Origin of the sequence: uncultured Anaerotruncus sp. (assembly GCF_902490045.1) — a bacterium.
Classification (GTDB): Bacteria; Bacillota; Clostridia; order Oscillospirales; family Ruminococcaceae; genus Anaerotruncus.
Map to the genome: position 1 here is coordinate 1 of NZ_CABUCJ010000040.1, position 20,074 is coordinate 20,074.

Sequence of the window (20,074 nt, forward strand, 5' to 3'; positions counted from 1 at the left end):
CCTCGCGATCGGTCAAGCCGATGCGCGTGCGCCTCACGGGGGAGGGTGAGCCGCCCTCCCCCGTGTGCCCCCTCCCGGCAAGCTCGCTGTGTGTCTGCCGTTTCCCGCTGTTGGGAGCGCCGAGATTAGGTTGAGCCTTCAGCTAGTGTACCCTTGGGGAGCGGCGGCAGTCTGCGGGTCTTGGCAAGGTACTCCCGGAGATTCCTAAGAACCCGGCGGAGGGTTCTTAGGCGTCCTTCTTTGGTTCCTTTCTTTGACGTAAAGAAAGGAACTCGCCGCCGGTCGACTACCGACAAGCCCTCCTCTCACTGGGCGGAAAACCTAAAGCCGCCGTCGGTCGACAGCCGGCAGGCTCAACTCTCCCCCGTCTGCTTCCGGCGGCGGTAGATGGTCGAGCGGCTGACGCCGCACAGCTTGGCGATCTCGGCGGCGGTCAGCTCCTTGCGCCGCCATTGGCCGAGCAGTTCGTCAAAGTGGTTGGGCAGCGACTTGAGGGGACGGCCGAATTCGACCCCGCGCGCCTTGGCGGCGGCGATCCCCTCGGCCTGCCGGCGGCGGATGTTCTCCCGCTCGTTCTGGGCCACAAAGGAGAGGAGCTGGAGCACCAGGTCGCTGATGAAGGTTCCGAGCAGGTCGCGGCTCTGGCTGGTGTCGAGCAGCGGCATGTCGAGCACGCGGATGTCGGCGCCCTTCTTTTTGGTGATGTTGCGCCATTCCTCCATGATCTCCTGGTAATTGCGGCCCAGCCGGTCGATGCTTTTGACGACGAGCATATCCCCCTTTTTGAGCTTCCGGTAGAGCTTGCGGTAGGCGGGGCGGTTGAAATCCTTGCCGCTCTGCTTGTCCACAAAGAGGAATTCCGGGCGCACCCGGGCCTCGGCCAACGCGATAAGCTGGCGGTCCTCGTTCTGATCCCGGGTCGACACCCGCGCGTAGCCGAATATACGTGTCTCCAAAAATCCTTCCCCTCCTCCGGCGCGAATACGCCGGCGCCATTTCCCCGAACGTGCCATAAGGTAGTATCACCGGGAAGCGCGATAAAACACCCGTCGTCCTCTTGTTTCCCGCTCCGCGCGCCGCATGAGCGGCGGGGGCGGGTGCAAATCCTGTTAAATCTGACAGAATCAGGCTGTGAAAAGCAAAAGCGGCTCCAAACCGGGTTGTGGTTTGGAGCCGCTTTGACAACAATGTCCTTTTCAATTGAACCAGGACGCGGGGCCGGGCGTGGATTTCTGTCGGCAGGCATGACGCTCGTTACCACAATGTCATCGTCGGGTACCCGTTCTCTTTGGTTTCACCATAATTCAACGATTATAGTGCCTATTATATAGAACTTTTCCGCAATTTGCAAGGTCGGGCTTTCGGCGCGCGGAAAAAAGGCGCCCGCGCCGCGCGCTCCGTTCACTGAAACCAGCCGTGCCCAAACCGCGCGAGCAGCGCGTCCGCCTCGGGCGGGCCCATCGAACCGGGCTCGTAGGGCAGGACCGGCAGGTCCCCCGCACGGCCAAGCTCCCGCAGGCGCTCGACGAACCGCCAGCTCGTTTCGATCTGGTCCCACTGGGAGAACCACGACCGCTCCCCGCGGATGCAGGCGCCGAGCAACCGTTCGTACGCCTCGGGGGTGTTGATGCGGTTTTCGAGCGAGCAGCTCTGGCAGAAGTCCATCTTCGCCTGCGCGACCTCGTCGGTGTCGCCGGGGCGCTTGATGTTGAACTGCAGGTAGACCCCCTCGGTGGGCTGGATCTTGATAAGGAGCACGTCGTGGGCCACGTCGGGGGAGGGTCGGCGGAAGACAACCGCGACCTGCATCTCCCGCCGGCCGAGCTTTTTGCCGGTGCGGATGTAAAAGGGCGCGCCCCGCCAGCGGTCGTTGTCGATGAAGAGGCGCAGCGCGGCGTATGTCTCGGTGGAGGAGTCGGGCGCGACCGCCTTTTCCGCGCGGTAGCCCGCGTACTGCCCGAGCAGCAGGGCGTCGCGCACCCCGCCCGCTTCGGGCAGGCGCAGGGCGCGCAGGACCTTGAGCTGCTCGGCGTGCATCTCGGGACCGGAAAACCGCGCGGGACGCTCCATGGCGACGATCGACAGGATCTGGAACAGGTGGTTCTGCACCATGTCCTTGAGCGCGCCGCTCGTGTCGTAATAGCCGCCGCGCGTGCCGACCCCCTCCTCCTCGAGGGCGGAAATCTGCACCGACTCGATGAACCGCGCGTCCCAGAGGTTGGTGAAGATGGGGTTGGTGAAGCGGATGGTCTGGATGTTGCGGACCATCTCCTTGCCGAGGTAGTGGTCGATGCGGTAGATGTTTTCCGGATCGAAGAAGGCCTCCAGCCTGCGGTTGAGCTCCCCGGCGGCCGCGAGGCTCTCGCCGAACGGCTTTTCGAGGATGACCTTGCCCCGGCGCGCGCCGCGCACAGCGGCGAGCCCGTCGGCAATCACGCCGAAGAAGCGGGGTGCGACCGCGAGGTAGAAGATGTGCCCGTCGACCCCCTCCGCCTCATAGTATTCCTCCAGCCCGGCATAAGCCGCCGGGTCGGAAAAATCCATCCGGTAGTAGCCGATGCGCCCGGCGAACCGGCCGAACGCCTCCTCGGAGTAGGGCAGGCGGGCGTATTTGCGGACCCATTCGCGCGCGAGTTCGCGGTAGCTCCCGTCGGTGTAGTCCCGCCGCCCGACGATGAGGATCCGGTAATCCGCGCCCGGCCCGCCCGATTCGCCGGCGTTGTAGAGGGCGGGCAGCAGCTTGCGGAAGGTGAGGTCGCCGGTACCGCCGAAGATGGTGAACGCCTTCATAATCCCTTCCCCCATTCGTGGTGGAAGCTGCCCTCCCGGTCGGTGCGCAGGAAGGTGTGCGCGCCGAACCAGTCGCGCTGCGCCTGGATGAGGTTCGCGCCGACATGCGCGCCCCGGAAGGCGTCGAGATAGGAGACGGCGGCGGTCATCACGGGCAGCGGCAGCCCGGAGGCGATCCCCGCCCCCGCGGCGGCGCGCAGACTCCGCTGGTTTTGGGCGACCCGCGCGCGGAAGAATTCGTCCAGCATGAGGTTTTCGAGGCCCGGGTTCCGCCGGTAGGCGGCGGTGATGTCGTCGAGGAAGGCGGCCTGGATGATGCACCCGGCGCGGAAGATCGACGCGATCTCCCCGAGCCGGAGGTCCCATCCGTAGCGCCCGGACGCGTCGCGCAGCAGCGCGAAGCCCTGCGCGTAGGCGGCGATCTTCGCGGCGTAGAGCCCCTCGCGCACCTGTTCGGCAAAGGCGTCCCGGTCCTCCGCCCGGGCCGGCGCCGGCCCGGGCAGCAGCCTCGCGGCCGCGGCGCGCTCCTCCAGCCGGTTGGAGAGGATGCGGGCGTTGCAGGCGGCGGTGATCATCGAGAGGTCCACCCCCTGCCGGAGCGCCTCGATGCTCGCCCAGCGGCCGGTGCCCTTCTGGGCGGCGCTGTCGACGATCCGGTCGATGAGCTCCCCCTCCGCCAGATCGTCCCGCTCACGGAAGACGCCCGCCGTGATGCCGACCAGGAAGCTGCGCAGCTCCCCCTCGTTCCAGCGCGCGAAGACGTCCGCCAGCTCCCGGTTGGAAAAGCCCCCCACATGCTTCAGCAGCAGGTAGCTCTCCGCGATGAGCTGCATGTCGGCGTATTCGATGCCGTTGTGCACCATCTTGACATAGTGCCCCGCGCCGTCCGGGCCGATGTAGGCGCAGCAGGGCTCCCCCCCGGCGCGCGCGGCCACCGCCTCCAGCATCGGGCGGATAAACGGGTAGGCCCCCTCGCCGCCGCCCGGCATGATCGAGGGGCCGTGCCGCGCGCCCTCCTCGCCGCCCGAGACGCCCACGCCGAAGTAGACCAGCCCCTTCTTTTCGAGCGCGGCCTGCCGCCGCCGGGTGTCCTCGAAGAAGGAGTTGCCGCCGTCGAGGATGATATCCCCCTCCTCAAGCAGCGGCTCCAGCTGCCCGATAACCGCGTCGACCGGCGGGCCGGCCTGGATCATCAGCATGACCCTCCGGGGCCGTCTGAGGGCCGCCACGAGCTCCTGAAGGCTGTAAAAGGGCGACAGGTTCTCATGCGGGTGCTCCCGCATCACCTGCTCGGTCACCTCCCGGCTGCGGTTGTAGCCCGCCACCCGAAAGCCGTGGTCCGCCATGTTGAGCGCGAGGCTCCGGCCCATCACTGAAAGCCCCACCATTCCGATATCAAAAAGCGCCTGCATCCATCATCCATCCTTTCCCGCCGCCTCCGGGGCGGCCTGAGCTTCTTTCTGCGGGGCGTCGAGCACAACCGCCACCCCTTCGCGCGCGTCCACACGCGCGCATTCCCTTCCAATGCGTCCCGTCTCCCGGTCGACCGCGAAGCTGACGAGCCCGCCCGCGTTCCGGTTCGCGACGAGCAGGAACCGCCCGTCGGGGGAGAGCAGGATGTCGCGCGGGTGGTCGCCGCCGCAGGGCGCGCGCTGGATCACCCGCGCGTGCGTCCCCCCGGCTTCCAGCACGGCGACCACATTTTCTCCCCGCACGGACACGTAGAGAAACCGCTCGTCGTTCGAGAGCCGCACGGCCGCCGCCTCGCTCCCCTCCCGCGCGCCTGGCGGCAGCAGCGGTTCGGACCCGGCCGGGAAGAAACCCTCCGGCCCGGCCGCGAAGCTGTAGAGCCGGTTATCCCCCTGCGCCGCCACGAAGAGCCGCTCCCCCGCCCGGTCGAACGCCCCGTGGCGCGGCCCGCTCCCCTTCGGGAAGGGAATGCTCCCCGCGGGGGCGAGGCTCTCCCGGTCGAATAAACGGATCTCGTCGAGGTTCATGCAGGGCACAAGCAGCAGCGCCCCCCGCGCCAGCACCTGGTGGCAGCCGGCCCCCGGGGAAATTTCGATCCGCTCTTCAAGGAGGGGCGCATCCGCCTCCAGCCGGTAGACGGTCACCGTCCCCTCATGGAAGTTCGCGCTGTAAACCCGGTTCCCGTCAAAGGCGGTATAACAGCCGGGGGCCGTCTCGCAGAGGTATTCGACGGTGCAGGGCCCGCCGGGCGAGCGCAGGTCAGCGAGGCAGAGCCCCGCGCGGCTTCCCCGCCACACCGGCGCCGCGAGCAGGCCCTCCCGCAGCGCGAGGTATTTCGCGTCGGGCGCCTCAAAGAGAAGCTCGGGCGCGGTGAGCGCGCCCGTCTCCTCGTCGAAGGAGAAGCGGAAAACGCCGCGGCTGCGGGGAGAGTCGTAGGTGCCGAGGTATCCCGTGAGAATTCCCATTTCTGATTCCTTTCCATCTGTCACAAGCATACCGCAGGGCCCGCCGGTTTATGCGCGCCCGCAGAATTAATAACAATAACTGTTATTTATTATGCCATTATCATATGCCGCTCCGCTTCGATTGTCAAGGGGAAGGCCGCGCGTCAGCCGAAAATTTTTCCTCTAACTGTAATGATATCACTTACAGTTAAAAAGTCAACCCCATATCAAAAATGCCCCGGGACCGCTTCGGCGGTCCCGGGGCGCGTCCCCTCCGTCACAGGCCGAGCAGCGCCTGCGCCACCGAAAAATAGATAACGAGCGCGAACGCGTCCACGATCGTGGTGATGAGTGGGGCGGCCATGATGGCGGGGTCGGCTTTGAGCATCCGCGCGGCCATCGGGAGCACACCGCCGATCGTCTTGGCCATGACGACGGTGGCGAAGAGGGCGAGTGCAACGGTCATCGCGAGGGCGGGGCTGCCGGGATGGGTGATCAGCAGCCGCGCGAAGTTGACGGCCGAGAGCGCCGCGCCGACGACGAGGCTGACCCGCAGCTCCTTCCACAGCACCTGAAAGAAATCGGCGGGCCGGATGTCGCCGACGGCCATGCCGCGGATGACCAGCGTGCTCGACTGGCTGCCCGCGTTGCCGCCCGTGTCGGTGAGCATGGGGATGAAGGTGACAAGCAGCGGCATGGCGGCGAAGGCGGCCTCGTACCGCCCGAGGATGCCGCCGGTGATCATGCCCGACACCATGAGCACGAGCAGCCAGACGATGCGGTTTTTCGCGAGGGAAAAGACGCCGGTACGCAGGTAGGGGCGCTCGGAAGGGACGATGGCGGCCATCTTCTCGAAGTCCTCGGTGGCCTCCTCCTCCATGACGTCCATCACGTCGTCGACGGTGACGATGCCGACCAGGCGGTTTTCCCGGTCGACCACCGGCATCGAGATGAAGTCGTACTTCATCATCCGCTGGACGGCCTCCTCCCGGTCCTCGGTCGTCTCGGCGGTGATCACGTCGGACTCCATCAGCGCGCCGATCGTCTCCTCGTCCTGGGCGAGCAGCAGGTCCTTGACCGTCACGACCCCTTCGAGCAGGCGGCTGTCGTCGATCACATAGCAGGTGTAAATCAGCTCGCTGTCCTCTCCGGTGCGGCGGATGCGCTTGATCGCGTCCCGCACGGTCATTGACTTGCGCAGGTCGATGAACTCCGCCGTCATGATGCTGCCGACCGAGTTCTCGGGGTAGTTGAGGAACTGGTTGATGAGGCTGCGGGTCTCGGGCGCGGCGCTTCTGAGCACCCGCTTCACGACGCTGGCGGGCAGCTCCTCGAGCATGTCGACCGCGTCGTCCACAAAGAGGTCCTCCACGATGGCGGAGAGCTCCTTGTCGGTGATCGACCCGACGATCACCTGCCGGGTCTCGGGCGGCAGGTTGGAAAAAACCTCCGCCGCCAGCTCCTTGGGCAGCGTGCGGAAGGCGACGGTCGCCTTTTCCTGCGGGAGCCGCTCGATGAAGTCGGCGATGTCGACCTCATTTTCTTCGGCGAGCGCAGCGCGCAGGCTGCGGTAATCGCGGTTTTCAAGGTAACCCATGAGCAGGTTGAAATCGTATTCCATTTCCATTGGTTCATCCTCCTGTCTTCTTTCGTTACAGCGAGGAAGCTCCAAAAAGACAAAACCGCACGGGGACCCCGGCCAAACCCGGCGCCCCTGTACGGCGATATTCCTGCGGGATGCTATCTGCGGGAAAAATCAGGCGGAAACGCGGTTTCCCCGGCCCGCAACGGAACGTCGCTGTCTGTTTTGGTACTTCGGCCGCAGTTATCCACTGATTTTTCCTCCTTTTTGCTCAATTCGGCGATTTTTTCCGTAAAAATCCCCTGGCTCGAGAATAGCACTTTTTCGCGCCCGTTTCAACCGTTTTTCGCCGTATTTTTTGCATTTATGAAAACTTCGCGGCTTGCGCCCAAGCCCGCGCCCTCCACGCCTGACATGGGGAAGGCCGGCCCCGCTCTCTCCAAAGAGCGGGGCCGGCCGGAAAATGCATGTTCAGGGGTTCTTCTTCCGCCGCGAGCAGACCGCGGCGGCCACGCCCGACGACGCGAGCAGCGCAAAGAGCAGCGCGGGCGGCAGCGAGCCGTCGCCCGTGTCGGGAATCGGCGAAACCGGGATGGGGATTTCCTCGATGATTTTCACGTCGAGCGGGACGAGCGGGCGCAGGATGCCGCCGGAACCGCCCGAGCTTCCGTCCGAGCCTCCGCCGCCGGAGGGCGCCTTTTCAATCGTTAGGAAAAAGGCGGTCGAGGCCTGAAGCCTGCCGTCCTCGCCGAGCGTGAAGCCGCCCGCGTCTCCCACCTCGGTGCCGGAAGGGTTTCCGGTCTCCTCCTCCGGGGTGTTTGCCCGGCCGGCGGCCGCCGGGAGGGACGGGTCGATCACCTCGCCCGTATCGTCCGGAGCGGCCAGCGCCGTCACGCCGGAAAACAGCAGGCAGAGGCTCAGAAAGCACCCCGCAAGCAGCCTGGTCATTCGTTTCATTCTGGTCCCTCCCCTGTCAATTCAAGACCGTGATGGTCATTTTCGCGCCCGCCGAACCGACGTACTCCTCCGTTTGGGGGTCGTAGGCGTTGAATACAGCCGTCGCGAGGTACTCGCCCTTATCCAGCTCCACATCCAGCCTTGCCGTCTGGATGTGGTGGTTGGGCTCGATCAGCCCCGTCTCATAGATGAGCTCGCCCGTGTCGTCCAGCGTGATCTGCACCTGCATCAGGTACCGGTTGCCCGGCACGTTTTCAATCTGGAGCGGCCCTTCCGATTTTCCGTCCGGAAAGGTCGGGGTCGCGTTGATCGAGATGTTGAACATCCCCTCGTCCACCACCCGGTTGAGCTCGGCGATGATCTCATCCTCCGTCTTGTTCTCCAGCTGCCCGGCCAGCGCGGCCGTGTCCCGCACGACGCCGGACGGTCCCGCCTTCGGGGTGCGCAGCAGGATGACCAGAAGGACCACAAGCGCCGCCGCGAGCAGCACGCAGGCCGCGAGCAGCAGCTTTTTGCCGCCGTCCGTCCGGGATTCCATCTTCTCTGGGGTTTTCAGTTCGTCCATGCCTTCCGACCCGCCTATCCTGTGATTTTTCTATCGAAACCGCCCTCCCGGGCGTGTGCTTCCAAATTTGGGGCGCGGGGAATTCCCCGCGGGCCAGGGTGTGCGTTCGTAAAAAGGGGGCCGGGGCCCCGCGCGGAGGATTTCCGCGCGGGGTTCCCGAAAAAATGTTTCATTGAAAGCGCAAACAGGTATTCCCTCCGATTACGCGGCGGCGATCGTGTAGGTGACCTTGACGGCCAGCGCGCTGGCAGCGGAATCGCCCTTCGCGACGAAGCACTCGAGCGGGAGCATCTTCTTGACCGCTTCGGTAACTCCTTCAGCCGGAGCATTGACGGTCCAGTCGGCGGCGACCGGGTCGGTGATCTCGGAGTCGACGCTCACGCCGTTGATGTAGAGCACCAGCTGTTTCGCGGTCAGGTTGTTGTCGCCGGGCTTGTAGTCCGCGATGTTCAGCTTGCCGCCGCTCAGGGTCGGGCTACCGATCGCGGTCGGGGCCTGCAGCGACCAGCCATTCTGACCGGCAGAAGTGATGTTCGTCACCTTGACGGCGATCTTGCCCTTGTTCTCGATGCGGTACTCGGTCGGCTCGGCGGCGGAACCGTCGGCGCCGTAGCCGTACATGGCAACGGAGAGAGGTACGGAAACATTGATCTGGGAGTTCAGGTCGGGGTTGGTCGCGTCCTTGTCGACCGTGAGGTTAAAAGAGGTGTTCGCGCTGTACTTGCCGTTCGCGTCCGGGCTGATCTGGGTGGGCTCCGCCATGCTGGTTTCGCCGGCCGCGAAAGCGGAGATGCTCAGGGTCAGGACGATGGATACCGCGAGAAGTGCTGCTAACATTTTTTTCATGATTTTTGACCTCCTGATGTTGATATGATATGGGTTTTATAATGACGTTTTATGGATGCCCGTTTCGCTCGCATTCCCCCTTCTGCCGGATGACGGCCGCCTCAGCCTCCCACTTCCAGTTGGATTTTCGCGGCGGCCTGGCCGACGCGGGTGTGCGCCTCATCCTGCGCGTAGGCGGTAAATACCGCGGTCGCGTAATAGAAACCCTCGGGCAGCTCCTCGTCGAGCCTGATTTTCTGTATGTATTGGCCCGGCTTGATGCCCTTGGATTGGTAAACGGTTTCTCCGGTGTCGTCCAGAACGATCGACACCGTCATGTTGTAGCGGTTCCCCGGGACGTTCTCGATGTTTGCGACGCCCTCGCTCCGCCCGTCCGGGAAGGTGATGTAGGAATTGATCGCGATGTTGAACATGCCCTCGTCCACCACCCGGTTGAGCTCGGCAATGACCTCCTCCTCGCTCTTTCCCGGCAGCGCGCCGGTCAGCGCGCTCACGTCAAAGAAGCTGTTCTCCTGCTGGTTCCTTCGCCACCAGAAGAACCCCCCGGCCGCGGCCGCGACCAGGATCGCCGCAAGCGCGGCGGCAAGCCATGCGCGCCCCCGCCTTTTCCGCGGGGCGCCTTCGGTCTCGTTCATTTCACATCACCTCCTCAGCTCACGCTCTCGGGCGAGACGCCCACCGTGTAGGTCACCTCGGCGAGCTGCTTCCCAGTCGTGCTGTCCTCGCCCTTGGCGATGTAGCTTTCGATCGCGATCGGGTAGGAGACCCACGCCCCTTCGGACGCCGCCCCCTTGATCGCCCATCCGGTGAAGTCCGCGCCCGCCGTCCAGCTCCCGCCCGCGGCGGCGGTCGTGATCTGCCGGTCGTTCAGCCGCAGCGTCGCCTGCCCGTGGGACATCTGGTTTTTGTTGACCTTGTAGGTCCTGTCCGCGCCCTCCACGAAGGAGGACGGGTCCATGAGCCGGAAATCCGCGGCGGCTTTCGCCGTCAGGCCGGTCACCTTGATCGGGAAGTTGGAGCCGTTCTGGATGCCGTAGTTCGTCGGGACCGCCACCGAGCCGTCCGCGCCGTAGCCGTAGGACTGCACGGCGAGCGGCAGGGTCGCGTTGATCGCCGCGGGCTGCATCAGGAATTTGACCTCGGCGGCGCTGGAGGATTTTTCCGCCTCCGTGCCGCCGTCCAGCAACGACAGGGTCATGCCCAGCGTGCCGATATGCCGTTCCGCGATCGCGTTGCCGTTGTAGAGATTGATGAAGAAGTTGTGCGTCCCGCCGGCGGCTACATCCGATTTATGGCTGGTCTCGGGAGAGATAGGTACATAGCTATTCTCCTCGTAATACTGGAACACAATGTTGGACATCGCATCCGTACTCCCCCAAGTGGTACGATTGATTTGGGTGGTAACATAATCCGAGCCAGCCCACCCGATGTCGAACCCGTCGTCCGCCGTGTACTGGTAGCTCCCCACCTGCAGCTTCACGGCACTGTCGTATCCGCTGTGAACCGTGAAGCTCACCGCGTCGTTCGGCACCATAGCCGTTACCTCAGGCAGGGTGGTCAGCGCGTCGCGGCCCTCGCCGTAAGCAAGCTCCCAGAGGGAGAGCACCGCCGGGTCGCTTCGCAGGGTTTCCTCGCTCGCGCCAGTACCGTACACCGCTTCGACCTGGTATTCGCCCGCGCCGTCCGCGAGCGTCGGCGTGAAGGAGACGGTCACCGTATTGGGGTCGTCCGCCGATGTTACCGCTTTGACCTCGCTGCCTACATAGGCTTTCTTCGTCTTGTTGAAGATGCGGTAGCCCGTCGGGGTGTCTCCCGCCGTTGTGATGGTAAAGGACGCCGCGTCTCCCAGCTTCACGAACGTGTCGGCCGGCTGGGCTGTGATCGAACGCTTTGCGCCCAGCTCGAGAATCCTCTTGTCGGAGGCGTTCGTGACCAGCGCAAAATTGATGTCGCGCGCCAGTTCGAATTTACCGGTCTCGCCAGCCGCGTCCGTCGTCACCCCCTCCGCGAAGGAAACCACCGCGCGGCCCGCCTTGAAGATGCTTTCATCGCGGTCCATGTCAAGCGGGATGCACGCCTCGGAGGGCAGGGATCCGGTCACGTTGATCGTCTTGTCGCCTTTCAGATAGACCGTCTGGTCCGCATCGAACGAGGTTGCCTCGCCGCGCAGATTCAGCGTGCCCCCCTGGTAGATTCCGGCGGGGCCTCCTTCCGTTGTGTTGCCCCTCAAAGTCAGATTCTCAGCGGTCACGGTGCCCGAGGCGATATGAATGCCGCCTCCCATTTCACTGAAGAGGCTGTATGTAAGCTCTACCGCGTTGTCCGCGACGACGCAGTTTTTCAGCGTGGCCTCTCCGCCATCGACCAAGAGGCCCGTGCCCATGTTTCCCCAAATGCTCCCGCCGGTGATCTCCGCTTTCGCCCCTCGCAATAGCATGATCCCGGCGCCGTAAAGCCCATCGTTCCCGCAGATTTCGCCGGCCGTCATTTTGAAGGAGGAATTATCGCTCATAGCGATACCGCCCGTAGTAAACTGGCTTGTTCCACCGTTTCCGGTGACCTTTCCGCCGTTGATTACAACCGATGCGGGTGTGGGGGTGTATTCTCCACCCAGTGCCCTGCCGTAGGCGTAGATCGCGCCTTGGGTTCCACCCAAAACACCTTCGTTATTTTGCAGGACCGCGCCCTCATTGAGGAACAATGCGCCCCCCTCTAATCTGATGGCAGGCGCGCCCGCTATGCCCTCGGCGACGACCGAGGGTTTTCCGGAGGTGATCGCGCGGCGGTGGCCGTCGATCGTAATATTTTCGAGCGTCAGGCTTCCGCCCTCTTTGATCAAAAAGATCAGGCCAGTATTGCTGACAACAGTAAATCCAGTTGGCGGATTCGTCGGTTTGGAGTAGCGCCGGATGGTCACCGGCGCGCCCGCGTCGTACGTCTTGCCGTCGGCATAGCAGTACCTGCCGTTCAACTCGACCGCCGAATCGATCGTCACATCAGCGACGATGTAGAGGGTGTTCGCGTTGTTCGAGTTCATCTGCTGGTATGCCATGCCCAGCGTCCTGACCGCCTGCGCCGGGCTTGCACCCGTATTCGCATCATTGCCGGAAGAACCGTTCAGGTAGACCGCGCCCTTGGCCGTGAGCACCAGGCTGTTTCCATTCGCGCTCAGGTAGAACGCCGCCGACACCGCGTCGCTGAGGGTGTACTTCGGCATTTCCACCGCCGCGGTCGGCGTCGCGGAGTAGGTTACCACGGCGCGGTTTTCCTCTGCGCTCGCGCTGTCGATGCCGATTGTCAGGGCGGCGTCTCCAATGGTGCTGCCCGGCACGCTGATGACCTTGCCCGCGCCGTTCAGGTAGACCTCGCCCGAGATCGACGGGCCGCCGCTCAGATTGAGCGCCGTTCCGCTGTGGTAGACCGCCGCGCCCTGTGACGCTTTCATATTCGCGATCGTACCGCCGGTCATCGTCAGGGTCCCCGAACCGCTCGTCGCCACCGCGCCGCCGTTCCCGGAGGGGTTGTGATTGTCCCTGAGGACCGCGCCGCTCTGGACGAGCACCGTTCCGCCGCTGACCGAGATCAGCGGGGCCGCCGCCTCCACGGCCGGGGCCCGGACAGTGTCCTTGCCCTGCGTGACCGGGGCGCTGTGCCCGTCGACCGTGAGGCCCTCGGCGAGCGTCAGCGTACCGCCCGTGACGTTGATGAGGGTATCCGTATTGCTCTGCGTCGTGAAGGCATCCGGTTTGGAATACCGCTTGATTGTCACCGGGCCGCCCGCGTCAACCGTCGTACCGCCCTCGGCGTAGCTTCTGCCCAGCGCGATCGTACCGCTGACCGTCACCGGGTTCACCACGTAGATGGTTCCGCCGCCCGTACCCGCCAGCTTTTGGTAGGCCTCTTGGAGCGTCCTGACCGCCTTGGAGGGTTCGGTGCCGTCGCCGCCGGCCGCCGCGTTCCCGTCGACATAGATGCCGCCCTTTTCCTGCAGCTCGAAGATTTTGGTGTCGTCAGTCCTCCGCGCGAGTTTATAGAGCGGTGCGACATCGTCCGAAAGGGTGTACTTCGCCAGCTCGGTGCTGAGATTCGCGCTGGTCGGCGCGCTGGTATAAGTTACGACCGCGCGTGCGTTTTCCGCGTCGTCCATATCGAGGCTGAGCCGTGTGCCGGCGCTGCCGCTGACGCCGACTGTTTTGCCCGCGCCGAGGTAGACGCCGCCCGAAACAGTGGCCGCGGATTTTACGTTGAAGGTTCCGTTCTGGTAGACCGCGCCGCCCAGCTTCGCTGTGGTATTCGCGATCGTACCGGCGTTCAGGTTGAAGGTTCCGCCGTCGACGCGCACCGCGCCGCCGTTTCCGGAGGTCGTGTTGTTTTGCAGCGTGGCGCCCGCGTTCATGTTGACCGTGCCGCCGTTCACCCGGATGATCGAGCCCGCCGCCGTAAAGCCGATGTCCTGGCTGTGGCGGCCTTCGATCGTGATGGCGTCAAGGTTCAGTTCCGCGTTCGCCGGCACGACGATCATGTCCCCGTAGTAGGGAGCAAATTCGTCCTTGCCCGCGACCGAGAAGCCGGAGTAGCGGCGCAGGGACTTGCCGGCGGGAAGGGTCCAGCTTTCCGTGCCGCTGACGGTCACGGGGCCGGAGATGTAGATCGCCGTGCTGCCCGCCGCTTCCAATTTGGCGCTGGCAGCCGCAAAGTTGTTGAACGCCTTGTCGGGCGTGCTGCCGTCCCCGGAGGCGCTCTTGGTGCCGTCGAGGAAGATGACCGTCTGAACGCCGATCTGATCGTCCGCCGACCGTCCGAGGATCGCGCCCGTCTTGTTCGTATAGAAATGGCTCAACGCGGTCCAGGCGCCGCCGGAAGGATAGTCGCCGCCGCTCTCCACCACGTTGTTCCCCGCGGCAAAGGCCGTCGCCAGAGAAACCTCATACTGCCGGGAGGTCTGCGTGATTGAGTTATGCAGCTTAATCGGATAGGAGGTTCCGGAGAGGTAAATATCGTCGGAGATGTCCGCGCCGCCGCCCTGCAGGATGAAGTTGGGCGAAGCCACATAGATTCCTGCGCCCTGTCCGCCTGAATAGAGGGTGTTTCCGGAAATCCGCCCGCGGGTCGCGGTCAGTTGGGCATTCGCTCCGGTGAGATAGACGCCCGCGCCATACCGGCCCCTGTTGCCCGTAATGCCCGTGCCCTGCAGCGTGACGGTACTGTAGTTCCCTATGTACATGCCGCCGCCGTTATTGCTTCCTGATGCTCCGGCCTTATTCTCCGAAATGGAGCCGCCGTTCAGGTCCACGGCCGCGGTTTTGCTGGATGTACCCAATACGCAGATGCCGCCGCCGTAACTGGAATTGGCGGTATTCTGGGAAATGGAACCGCTGTTGAACGTCAGGACGCCGCTGTTGACATAGACGCCGCCTCCGGAATAGGTCGCCGTGTTGCCGGAAATCGATCCGCTGTTAATTGTCAGGGAAGAACCGCTCCCGATATACGCGCCGCCACCGTAACCCGTGGCAGTGGTCGTGTTTCCGGTAATGCTTGTGCCGCCGAGCGTCGCGCTTCCGTTATAGACATAGAGGCCCGCGCCGTATTTGGCCTGGTTTGAACCCGAGATCGAACCGCCGTTCAACGCTGCGGTCGCACCGTTATACAGGTAGACGCCGCCGCCGCCATAGCTCGACGAGGTCCCGGTGACCTTGTTCCCGGTTATCGCCGCGCTGCCGCTCATCGTGAAAGGACGGTAGTTCGCCGCGACGCCGCCCCCGCCGCTCGTTGCCGTATTGTTGGAAATCGTGCCGCCGGTCATGTTGAACGCCGACGTCCCCGAGGCGGAGCCGTTTAAATAGACGCCGCCGCCGTAGGACGCGCCGGTATTGTTGGAGATCGTGCCAGCCGACATGTTGAAGATGGTCTGCGAACCGGAAATGATTACTCCGCTGCCCTTGTTGCCGCTGATCGTACCGCCGGACATGGCGCAAGCCCGCTTGGTACTCAGGTAAAGGCCCGGCAGGGAGTTATCGGAAATTTTCCCGCCGGTCATATTGAAAGCCGCGTCTCCCAAGCTGGAATTGATATATACAGCGCCGTTGGTGGTAGTGCCGGAGGAAAGATTGCCGGATATATCCGCATTGCCTGAGATGGTGATCTCCGGTTTGGCACTGCTGGAGGAAAGCGAGACATAGATGCCGGGCCCGTTGATACTGGAACCCGCGCTGCCGTTCCCTGAAATTTTTCCGCCCGAAACGGTCAATTTTGTATAACCGCCAACATAAACGCCATTCGTGTTCCCACTAATTTCTCCTCCGCTGATATTCGCAGTCACAGAGGAAGAGGAGCGGAGCGAGATGCCCCGGCCGTTCAGGACTGAAGATGAAGACCCCGTTTTGACGTTCCCGGAGATCTTTCCGTCGGTCATCTCAAAGCTGCCGTACCAGAGATCCACTCCCCCGCCCGGATTGTTAATGATCTGGGCGCCCTTTTTGATAATCAGTTTTATTGCATTGGAATTCTGGGCGGCTACGATTGGGTCCGCCATTGCTGTGAAGGCGTCCTTGTTTCCATCGAGGATGATATCCTCCAATGTCAGCGTACCCGTGTAGGAGATCATTTCACCTGTAAACCCGGACATCCGCCGAATGATGGGGGTCCATGTATCAGTGCCGTTCGTCACCTCGCCCATCCGAAGCGTTTCACCCGTACTTTTATAGGTCGCGCACAGGAAAATGATCGCGTCCTTGCCTTTTTGCCGCGCTTTTTCCTTCGCCTCTGCCAGGGTCGCGACCGCGTCGGTCGGGCTTTCGCCCGTGTGCGCGCCGGTTGTAATGCCAGGATGCCAATAGACGTTTTTGCCGCCCGCCAGAATGTCGTTTCCGGATATTGTAAGCGACACCGTGACCGCGCTGGTTTCATCAAGCACAAACTTTCCGCTTGTCAGATACTGCCCCGCGGGAACCGCCGCGGTACCCGCCACAACCGTTTTGCCGATCAGGTTGTCGGTAACCGTCAGCGTATGGTTTCCCGTACCGGTCAGGGAATCCGTCAGTGTAATCGGGCAGTCCGCCGCCGCCAGCACGATATTTCCGCCGAGGGTAAAGCCTCCGCCCATTGCAAACCTTGTCCCGTTCACATAGACGCCTTTCCCCCCGGCTTTTGCGACATTGTCCTGGATAACCGCACTGCCGCTCAGTTCAAAAGTTCCTCCGGCATCCACATAGACGCCGCCGCCATAAGCTGTCTGGTTGGCACTAATGGTGCCCCCGGTCATGATAAAGGAGGCATTTTGGGCGTAGACGCCGCCGCCCTTCGCGCTGGAGGTATCATAGTAGGTCGTGTTACCATTGATAACGCCTCCCGACATGGTAAACGTTCCGCCGGTCATATAGACGCCGCCACAATCATCGGAAGAGTTATTGCTGATTTCCCCGCCGGTCATCACAAAGGTTCCGCCCTCGATTTTAACCGCGCCGTCATTGTTGTCGACCTTGTTATAGCTGATCTTCGCCCCTTCTTTCATTTCAAAGGAGCCGGACGTCATCCAGACGTTTCCTCTTTCTGTGGCATTCCCCGTGTTGTTGCTGCTCGCATTGCCAATGACGCTGCCGTTTTCCAACACAAGGGTTCCGCCGCTTATCTTGACGGCTGAATTCCTACGGTAAAGCCTCTGCAAAACCACGCCCGAACCGAGCGTCAGGGTACCTCCCGCAGCCTCTGCCAATGCATCGATCGAACAGTTCTCATTTTGTCCGCCATCAATGACGACGCCCTTGATTGTCAGGTTCCCTGTCCCGCTGGTTTTGATCAGCGCGGCGGGGCTGAAGCTGCCGCCGTTATACTGCCGGATGATCGCGCCCGGGAGGTCGGACAGATCCCAAGTATGCGTTCCGCTTGTGACGTTCACCGTATCGCAGACATAAATCGCGGGCTCCGAATCGGCATCCGCGCTTACCAATTCCCGCAGGGCCGCAGCGGCGCCGTCCACCCCGTCAACAGTCTTTTTCGCCGTAGTCGGAGTAGAGCCATCGTTGTTGTTATTTCCGTTTTGGCCGTCCACATAAACCGCTTTTGCCAGCAGGACCAGGTCCTTTCCAAGTCCTCCAACGACATATCCGGCCTCTGCGGATACAAAATTTGCGGCATATCCAGAAACGTCCGTCATTCCGGTTCCCGGGGTGACCATAACCTGCCCCGATTTTTGGGAAACGGAAGACTTTATCGGAAACTGTTTTCCAGTTGTCGGGGCTTTCGTCAACTGGATCGGGGCATTTGCTCCCACACTGATAACATCCGAAATGGTTGCGTTCTCCCCGTCAAGTTCAAATTTTCCTGATCCGCTGACTCCGGTTGTGTTGCCCGTAATCGAACCGCCCTGCATGGCAAAAGTCCCATAAGTCGTCGTCGAACCGGAAGTCGTCGAAGTGGTGTTGACGCCTGTGCCGTTGCCCGAAATGAGGCCTCCCGTCATAGTGAAGGTCCCGCCCTTTATTCCTACGCCATAATAATAACTTGAAATGTCTTGAATGGCGCCCCCATTCATTCGGAAACTGCCGCCGGTCATATTAATACCGCCCTGGCCAAAATCCGGAACAAACGATGCTATTTTGCTTCCGGCATTCATCGTCAGGCTGCCGCCGCTGACCGCCACAGCGATCCCCTTGCCGTTTTGAAGCGTCGCCCCATTTCCCAAAACGAGATTCCCGTTGCTCAAATTGATCATATTGGTGGCGCTGATATTTTTGCCGTCAAGCGTGATATTTTCCAGCGTCAGAGTGCGCCCGCTCGTGCCGATCTGGATCAGGTCCCCGGTATATCCGGCGTTGCGCGCCAAGCTGGCGGACGGATACTCCGCGGCCGGGAGCGACCATGTCTGCGTGGATGAGATCACGACCGGGCTTCCGGTAATCCGAATTTCACCCGATCCTTTCAGGTTGCTGTTTTTCAGGATTTCCGCGGCGCGGTGGAACGTCTTGACCGCGTTGGCCGCCGTATCGCCGTTTTTCGCATCGTCTCCGGTCCCGGAGAGGTAGACTCCTCCCGTATAGGTCGGCAGATCGTATGCCTCGATGGTGTTGGCAGCGCCTGTCTTCACGCGCAGGCCGCGTCCCTGATTTTCAATGCCGAAATGGGCGAGCGCGTCCGCACCCGCAATCCCCGTGCAGGTCACCACGCTGACCGGATCCATCGATGAAAACGCGTCGGAAAGCAGCAGGCCGTACTGTGTCCCCTCCGCCGGCGCCGCCGCAAGCTGGACGGGGCTGGAAGCCGTCGTTTCAAAGCGGATCAGCGCCTCGTTTTCCATCCGCACGCCCGCGTTAATCGCAACCGTGCCGCCTGCAAGGTTGATGAGCGCGGCCTTTTCAGCTTCGCTTCCGCTGTAGACGCCGCCGGCATCCAGAGTTATATTCGACAGGGACAGCACACGACCGCTGCCGATCGTAAAGATCGGCGAGGTATGGTTATACCGGACCAGCCTCGCGTTTTTTCCATCAAAACTGTTCGAGACGGAATTCTGCTCAATCTCCCAGTTGGCCACGTTGTAAATCGTCCCGCCGTCCATCACCAAATCCAGCGCCATCTGAAGAGTCAGAACGGGAGAATTCTTTGATCCGTCTCCCGTCAGACTGCCGCCGGTAACGGAGCCGTCCGGACTGCTCGAGGTTGTCGGGTTCCAGTAAACCTCCGCCAGCGTCCCCGCGGCGGCCAGCGCTTCGGGCGCGTCCAGGGACATCGTGGTCAGCAGGTTTTCGCCGCGGAACGCCTTGACCGTGTACACTCCGTCCGCGCTCGCGGGCACGGCGGCGCTCGCCTCCGTCACCTCCGACGGGGCGTTCTCTTCGCCTTTATCTTCATCACCGTCGTCGACGGTCTTTACCGTTACGTCCTCCACCGGAACTTCCACCGGCTCGTTTTCAACCGGCTGGACGCTCCGCGAGCGGTACATCGCCTGCGCCGCGGGTATGTACTCCACCACGAACCTGTCCGTCTCCGGATAGGTCGACGCCATCTCCACCTCATACTGCCCGTAGCTGCCCGGCACGATCTCCGCCGTCAGCTCGCCCAGCGAGGTCACTTCCACCTCCGTATAGAACGCGCGCTCCTCCAGCGGGCCCTCGTCATCATAAATGCGCACGACGTAGGTCCCGTTCTTCGTCACCGTGAACTTCCGCTGGAACCGGAACGGTTCCCCCTCTTCGTTCACCGTCACCTTGCCCTCGCTCATTGTCTCGTCCGTGCTCGAAACCTCCGGACTCGACGTGTCGGAGCTCGAGGAATCCGAGCTTGAAGGCTCGGAGCTGGAATCCGTGCTGTTATCCTGGCTCGCGTCCGAACCCGTGTCGGAGGAAACGCCCGAGGACACGTCCTCGCCGCTGGAAACCGCGGGGGCCGAACTGCTTTCGGCCGGGGCAGGGGCTTTCTCCTCCTCGGTGCTCGTATTCGCCGCCGGGTCGTCCGCCGACTTGCTCTCCGGTTTTTCCTGCGGCTTGCCGCCCTCCGGCAGCGGCACAATCTCATCCGCCGTGATATCCGCCGACAGCACCCGCACCAGATTGATACGCGCGCTTGCCGCCGCCTCTACAAACTCACTCACGGAATTCGGTGCTTTTTCCTCTTCGGGCTTTGACGAAGGAGCCTCCTCATCGGGCTTGCTGTTTTCTTCCTGTTTGCTCTCTTCGCTCGATGCCGGCTCTTCCGGGACGCCGCTCACATCCGAGCCCGCCTCTTCCGAGCTTGCGGGTTCCTCCGGGACGCTGCTTTCCACAGAGCTTGTTTCCGAACTGGCTTCCGAGCTGTCCGCTTCCGAATTGGCTTCGGAATTGCTCGCTTCCGGGTCGCCCGTGACCTTCTCATCGCCCTCGGTCGCGCCCTCGGCTTTCCCGCCGTCCTTCGCTTCAATATGCAGGTTCCGCGTGAACGGGAAGGTCGATA

10 protein-coding genes are annotated in these 20,074 nt (G+C 62.7%); all 10 read right to left on the reverse strand.

The window, feature by feature from the left end; translation table 11 throughout:
- Positions 1-353: 353 nt before the first annotated feature.
- The 10 genes from RDM88_RS06080 to RDM88_RS06125 all read right to left on the reverse strand — a co-directional run bounded on the left by RDM88_RS06080 (position 354) and on the right by RDM88_RS06125 (position 19,736).
- Complete coding sequence (locus RDM88_RS06080; protein ID WP_308753977.1) at positions 354-956, reverse strand: recombinase family protein; 603 nt, start codon at positions 954-956, stop codon at positions 354-356.
- A 445-nt stretch (positions 957-1,401) separates the two neighbouring features.
- The gene (gene zwf / locus RDM88_RS06085; protein ID WP_308753978.1) at positions 1,402-2,790 is read right to left on the reverse strand and encodes a glucose-6-phosphate dehydrogenase; all 1,389 of its coding nucleotides are present in this window, start codon (positions 2,788-2,790) and stop codon (positions 1,402-1,404) included.
- Positions 2,787-4,202, reverse strand: a complete 1,416-nt coding sequence (gene gndA / locus RDM88_RS06090; protein ID WP_308753979.1) for an NADP-dependent phosphogluconate dehydrogenase — start codon at positions 4,200-4,202, stop codon at positions 2,787-2,789. Before gndA ends, zwf begins: the two co-directional genes overlap by 4 nt.
- Positions 4,203-4,205: 3 nt before the next feature.
- Positions 4,206-5,225, reverse strand: a complete 1,020-nt coding sequence (locus RDM88_RS06095; protein WP_308753980.1) for a beta-propeller fold lactonase family protein — start codon at positions 5,223-5,225, stop codon at positions 4,206-4,208.
- Positions 5,226-5,481: 256 nt separating this feature from the next.
- Entirely contained in the window at positions 5,482-6,831 is a 1,350-nt protein-coding gene (gene mgtE, locus RDM88_RS06100; protein WP_308753981.1) for a magnesium transporter, read from the reverse strand.
- A gap of 426 nt (positions 6,832-7,257) precedes the next feature.
- A complete protein-coding gene (locus RDM88_RS06105) occupies positions 7,258-7,743 on the reverse strand; it encodes a hypothetical protein (protein WP_308753982.1) in 486 nt (161 codons plus the stop codon).
- Positions 7,744-7,759: 16 nt separating this feature from the next.
- Positions 7,760-8,308 carry a hypothetical protein gene (locus tag RDM88_RS06110; protein WP_308753983.1) on the reverse strand — a complete coding sequence of 183 codons (549 nt, stop codon included), beginning with the start codon at positions 8,306-8,308 and terminating at the stop codon, positions 7,760-7,762.
- Positions 8,309-8,509: 201 nt separating this feature from the next.
- Complete coding sequence (locus RDM88_RS06115) at positions 8,510-9,154, reverse strand: hypothetical protein (RefSeq protein WP_308753984.1); 645 nt, start codon at positions 9,152-9,154, stop codon at positions 8,510-8,512.
- A 101-nt stretch (positions 9,155-9,255) separates the two neighbouring features.
- Complete coding sequence (locus tag RDM88_RS06120) at positions 9,256-9,789, reverse strand: hypothetical protein (RefSeq protein WP_308753985.1); 534 nt, start codon at positions 9,787-9,789, stop codon at positions 9,256-9,258.
- Positions 9,790-9,803: 14 nt separating this feature from the next.
- The gene (locus RDM88_RS06125) at positions 9,804-19,736 is read right to left on the reverse strand and encodes a right-handed parallel beta-helix repeat-containing protein (RefSeq protein ID WP_308753986.1); all 9,933 of its coding nucleotides are present in this window, start codon (positions 19,734-19,736) and stop codon (positions 9,804-9,806) included.
- Between the last annotated feature and the right edge of the window lie 338 nt (positions 19,737-20,074).

Bases quoted from the DNA above. Each gene is read 5' to 3' on its own strand.
- mgtE (WP_308753981.1), bottom strand. From the start codon at position 6,831: ATGGAAATGGAATACGATTTCAACCTGCTCATGGGTTACCTTGAAAAC.
- RDM88_RS06115 (WP_308753984.1), bottom strand. From the start codon at position 9,154: ATGAAAAAAATGTTAGCAGCACTTCTCGCGGTATCCATCGTCCTGACC.
- RDM88_RS06110 (WP_308753983.1), bottom strand. From the start codon at position 8,308: ATGGACGAACTGAAAACCCCAGAGAAGATGGAATCCCGGACGGACGGC.
- RDM88_RS06120 (WP_308753985.1), bottom strand. From the start codon at position 9,789: ATGAACGAGACCGAAGGCGCCCCGCGGAAAAGGCGGGGGCGCGCATGG.
- RDM88_RS06095 (WP_308753980.1), bottom strand. From the start codon at position 5,225: ATGGGAATTCTCACGGGATACCTCGGCACCTACGACTCTCCCCGCAGC.
- zwf (WP_308753978.1), bottom strand. From the start codon at position 2,790: ATGAAGGCGTTCACCATCTTCGGCGGTACCGGCGACCTCACCTTCCGC.
- gndA (WP_308753979.1), bottom strand. From the start codon at position 4,202: ATGCAGGCGCTTTTTGATATCGGAATGGTGGGGCTTTCAGTGATGGGC.
- RDM88_RS06105 (WP_308753982.1), bottom strand. From the start codon at position 7,743: ATGAAACGAATGACCAGGCTGCTTGCGGGGTGCTTTCTGAGCCTCTGC.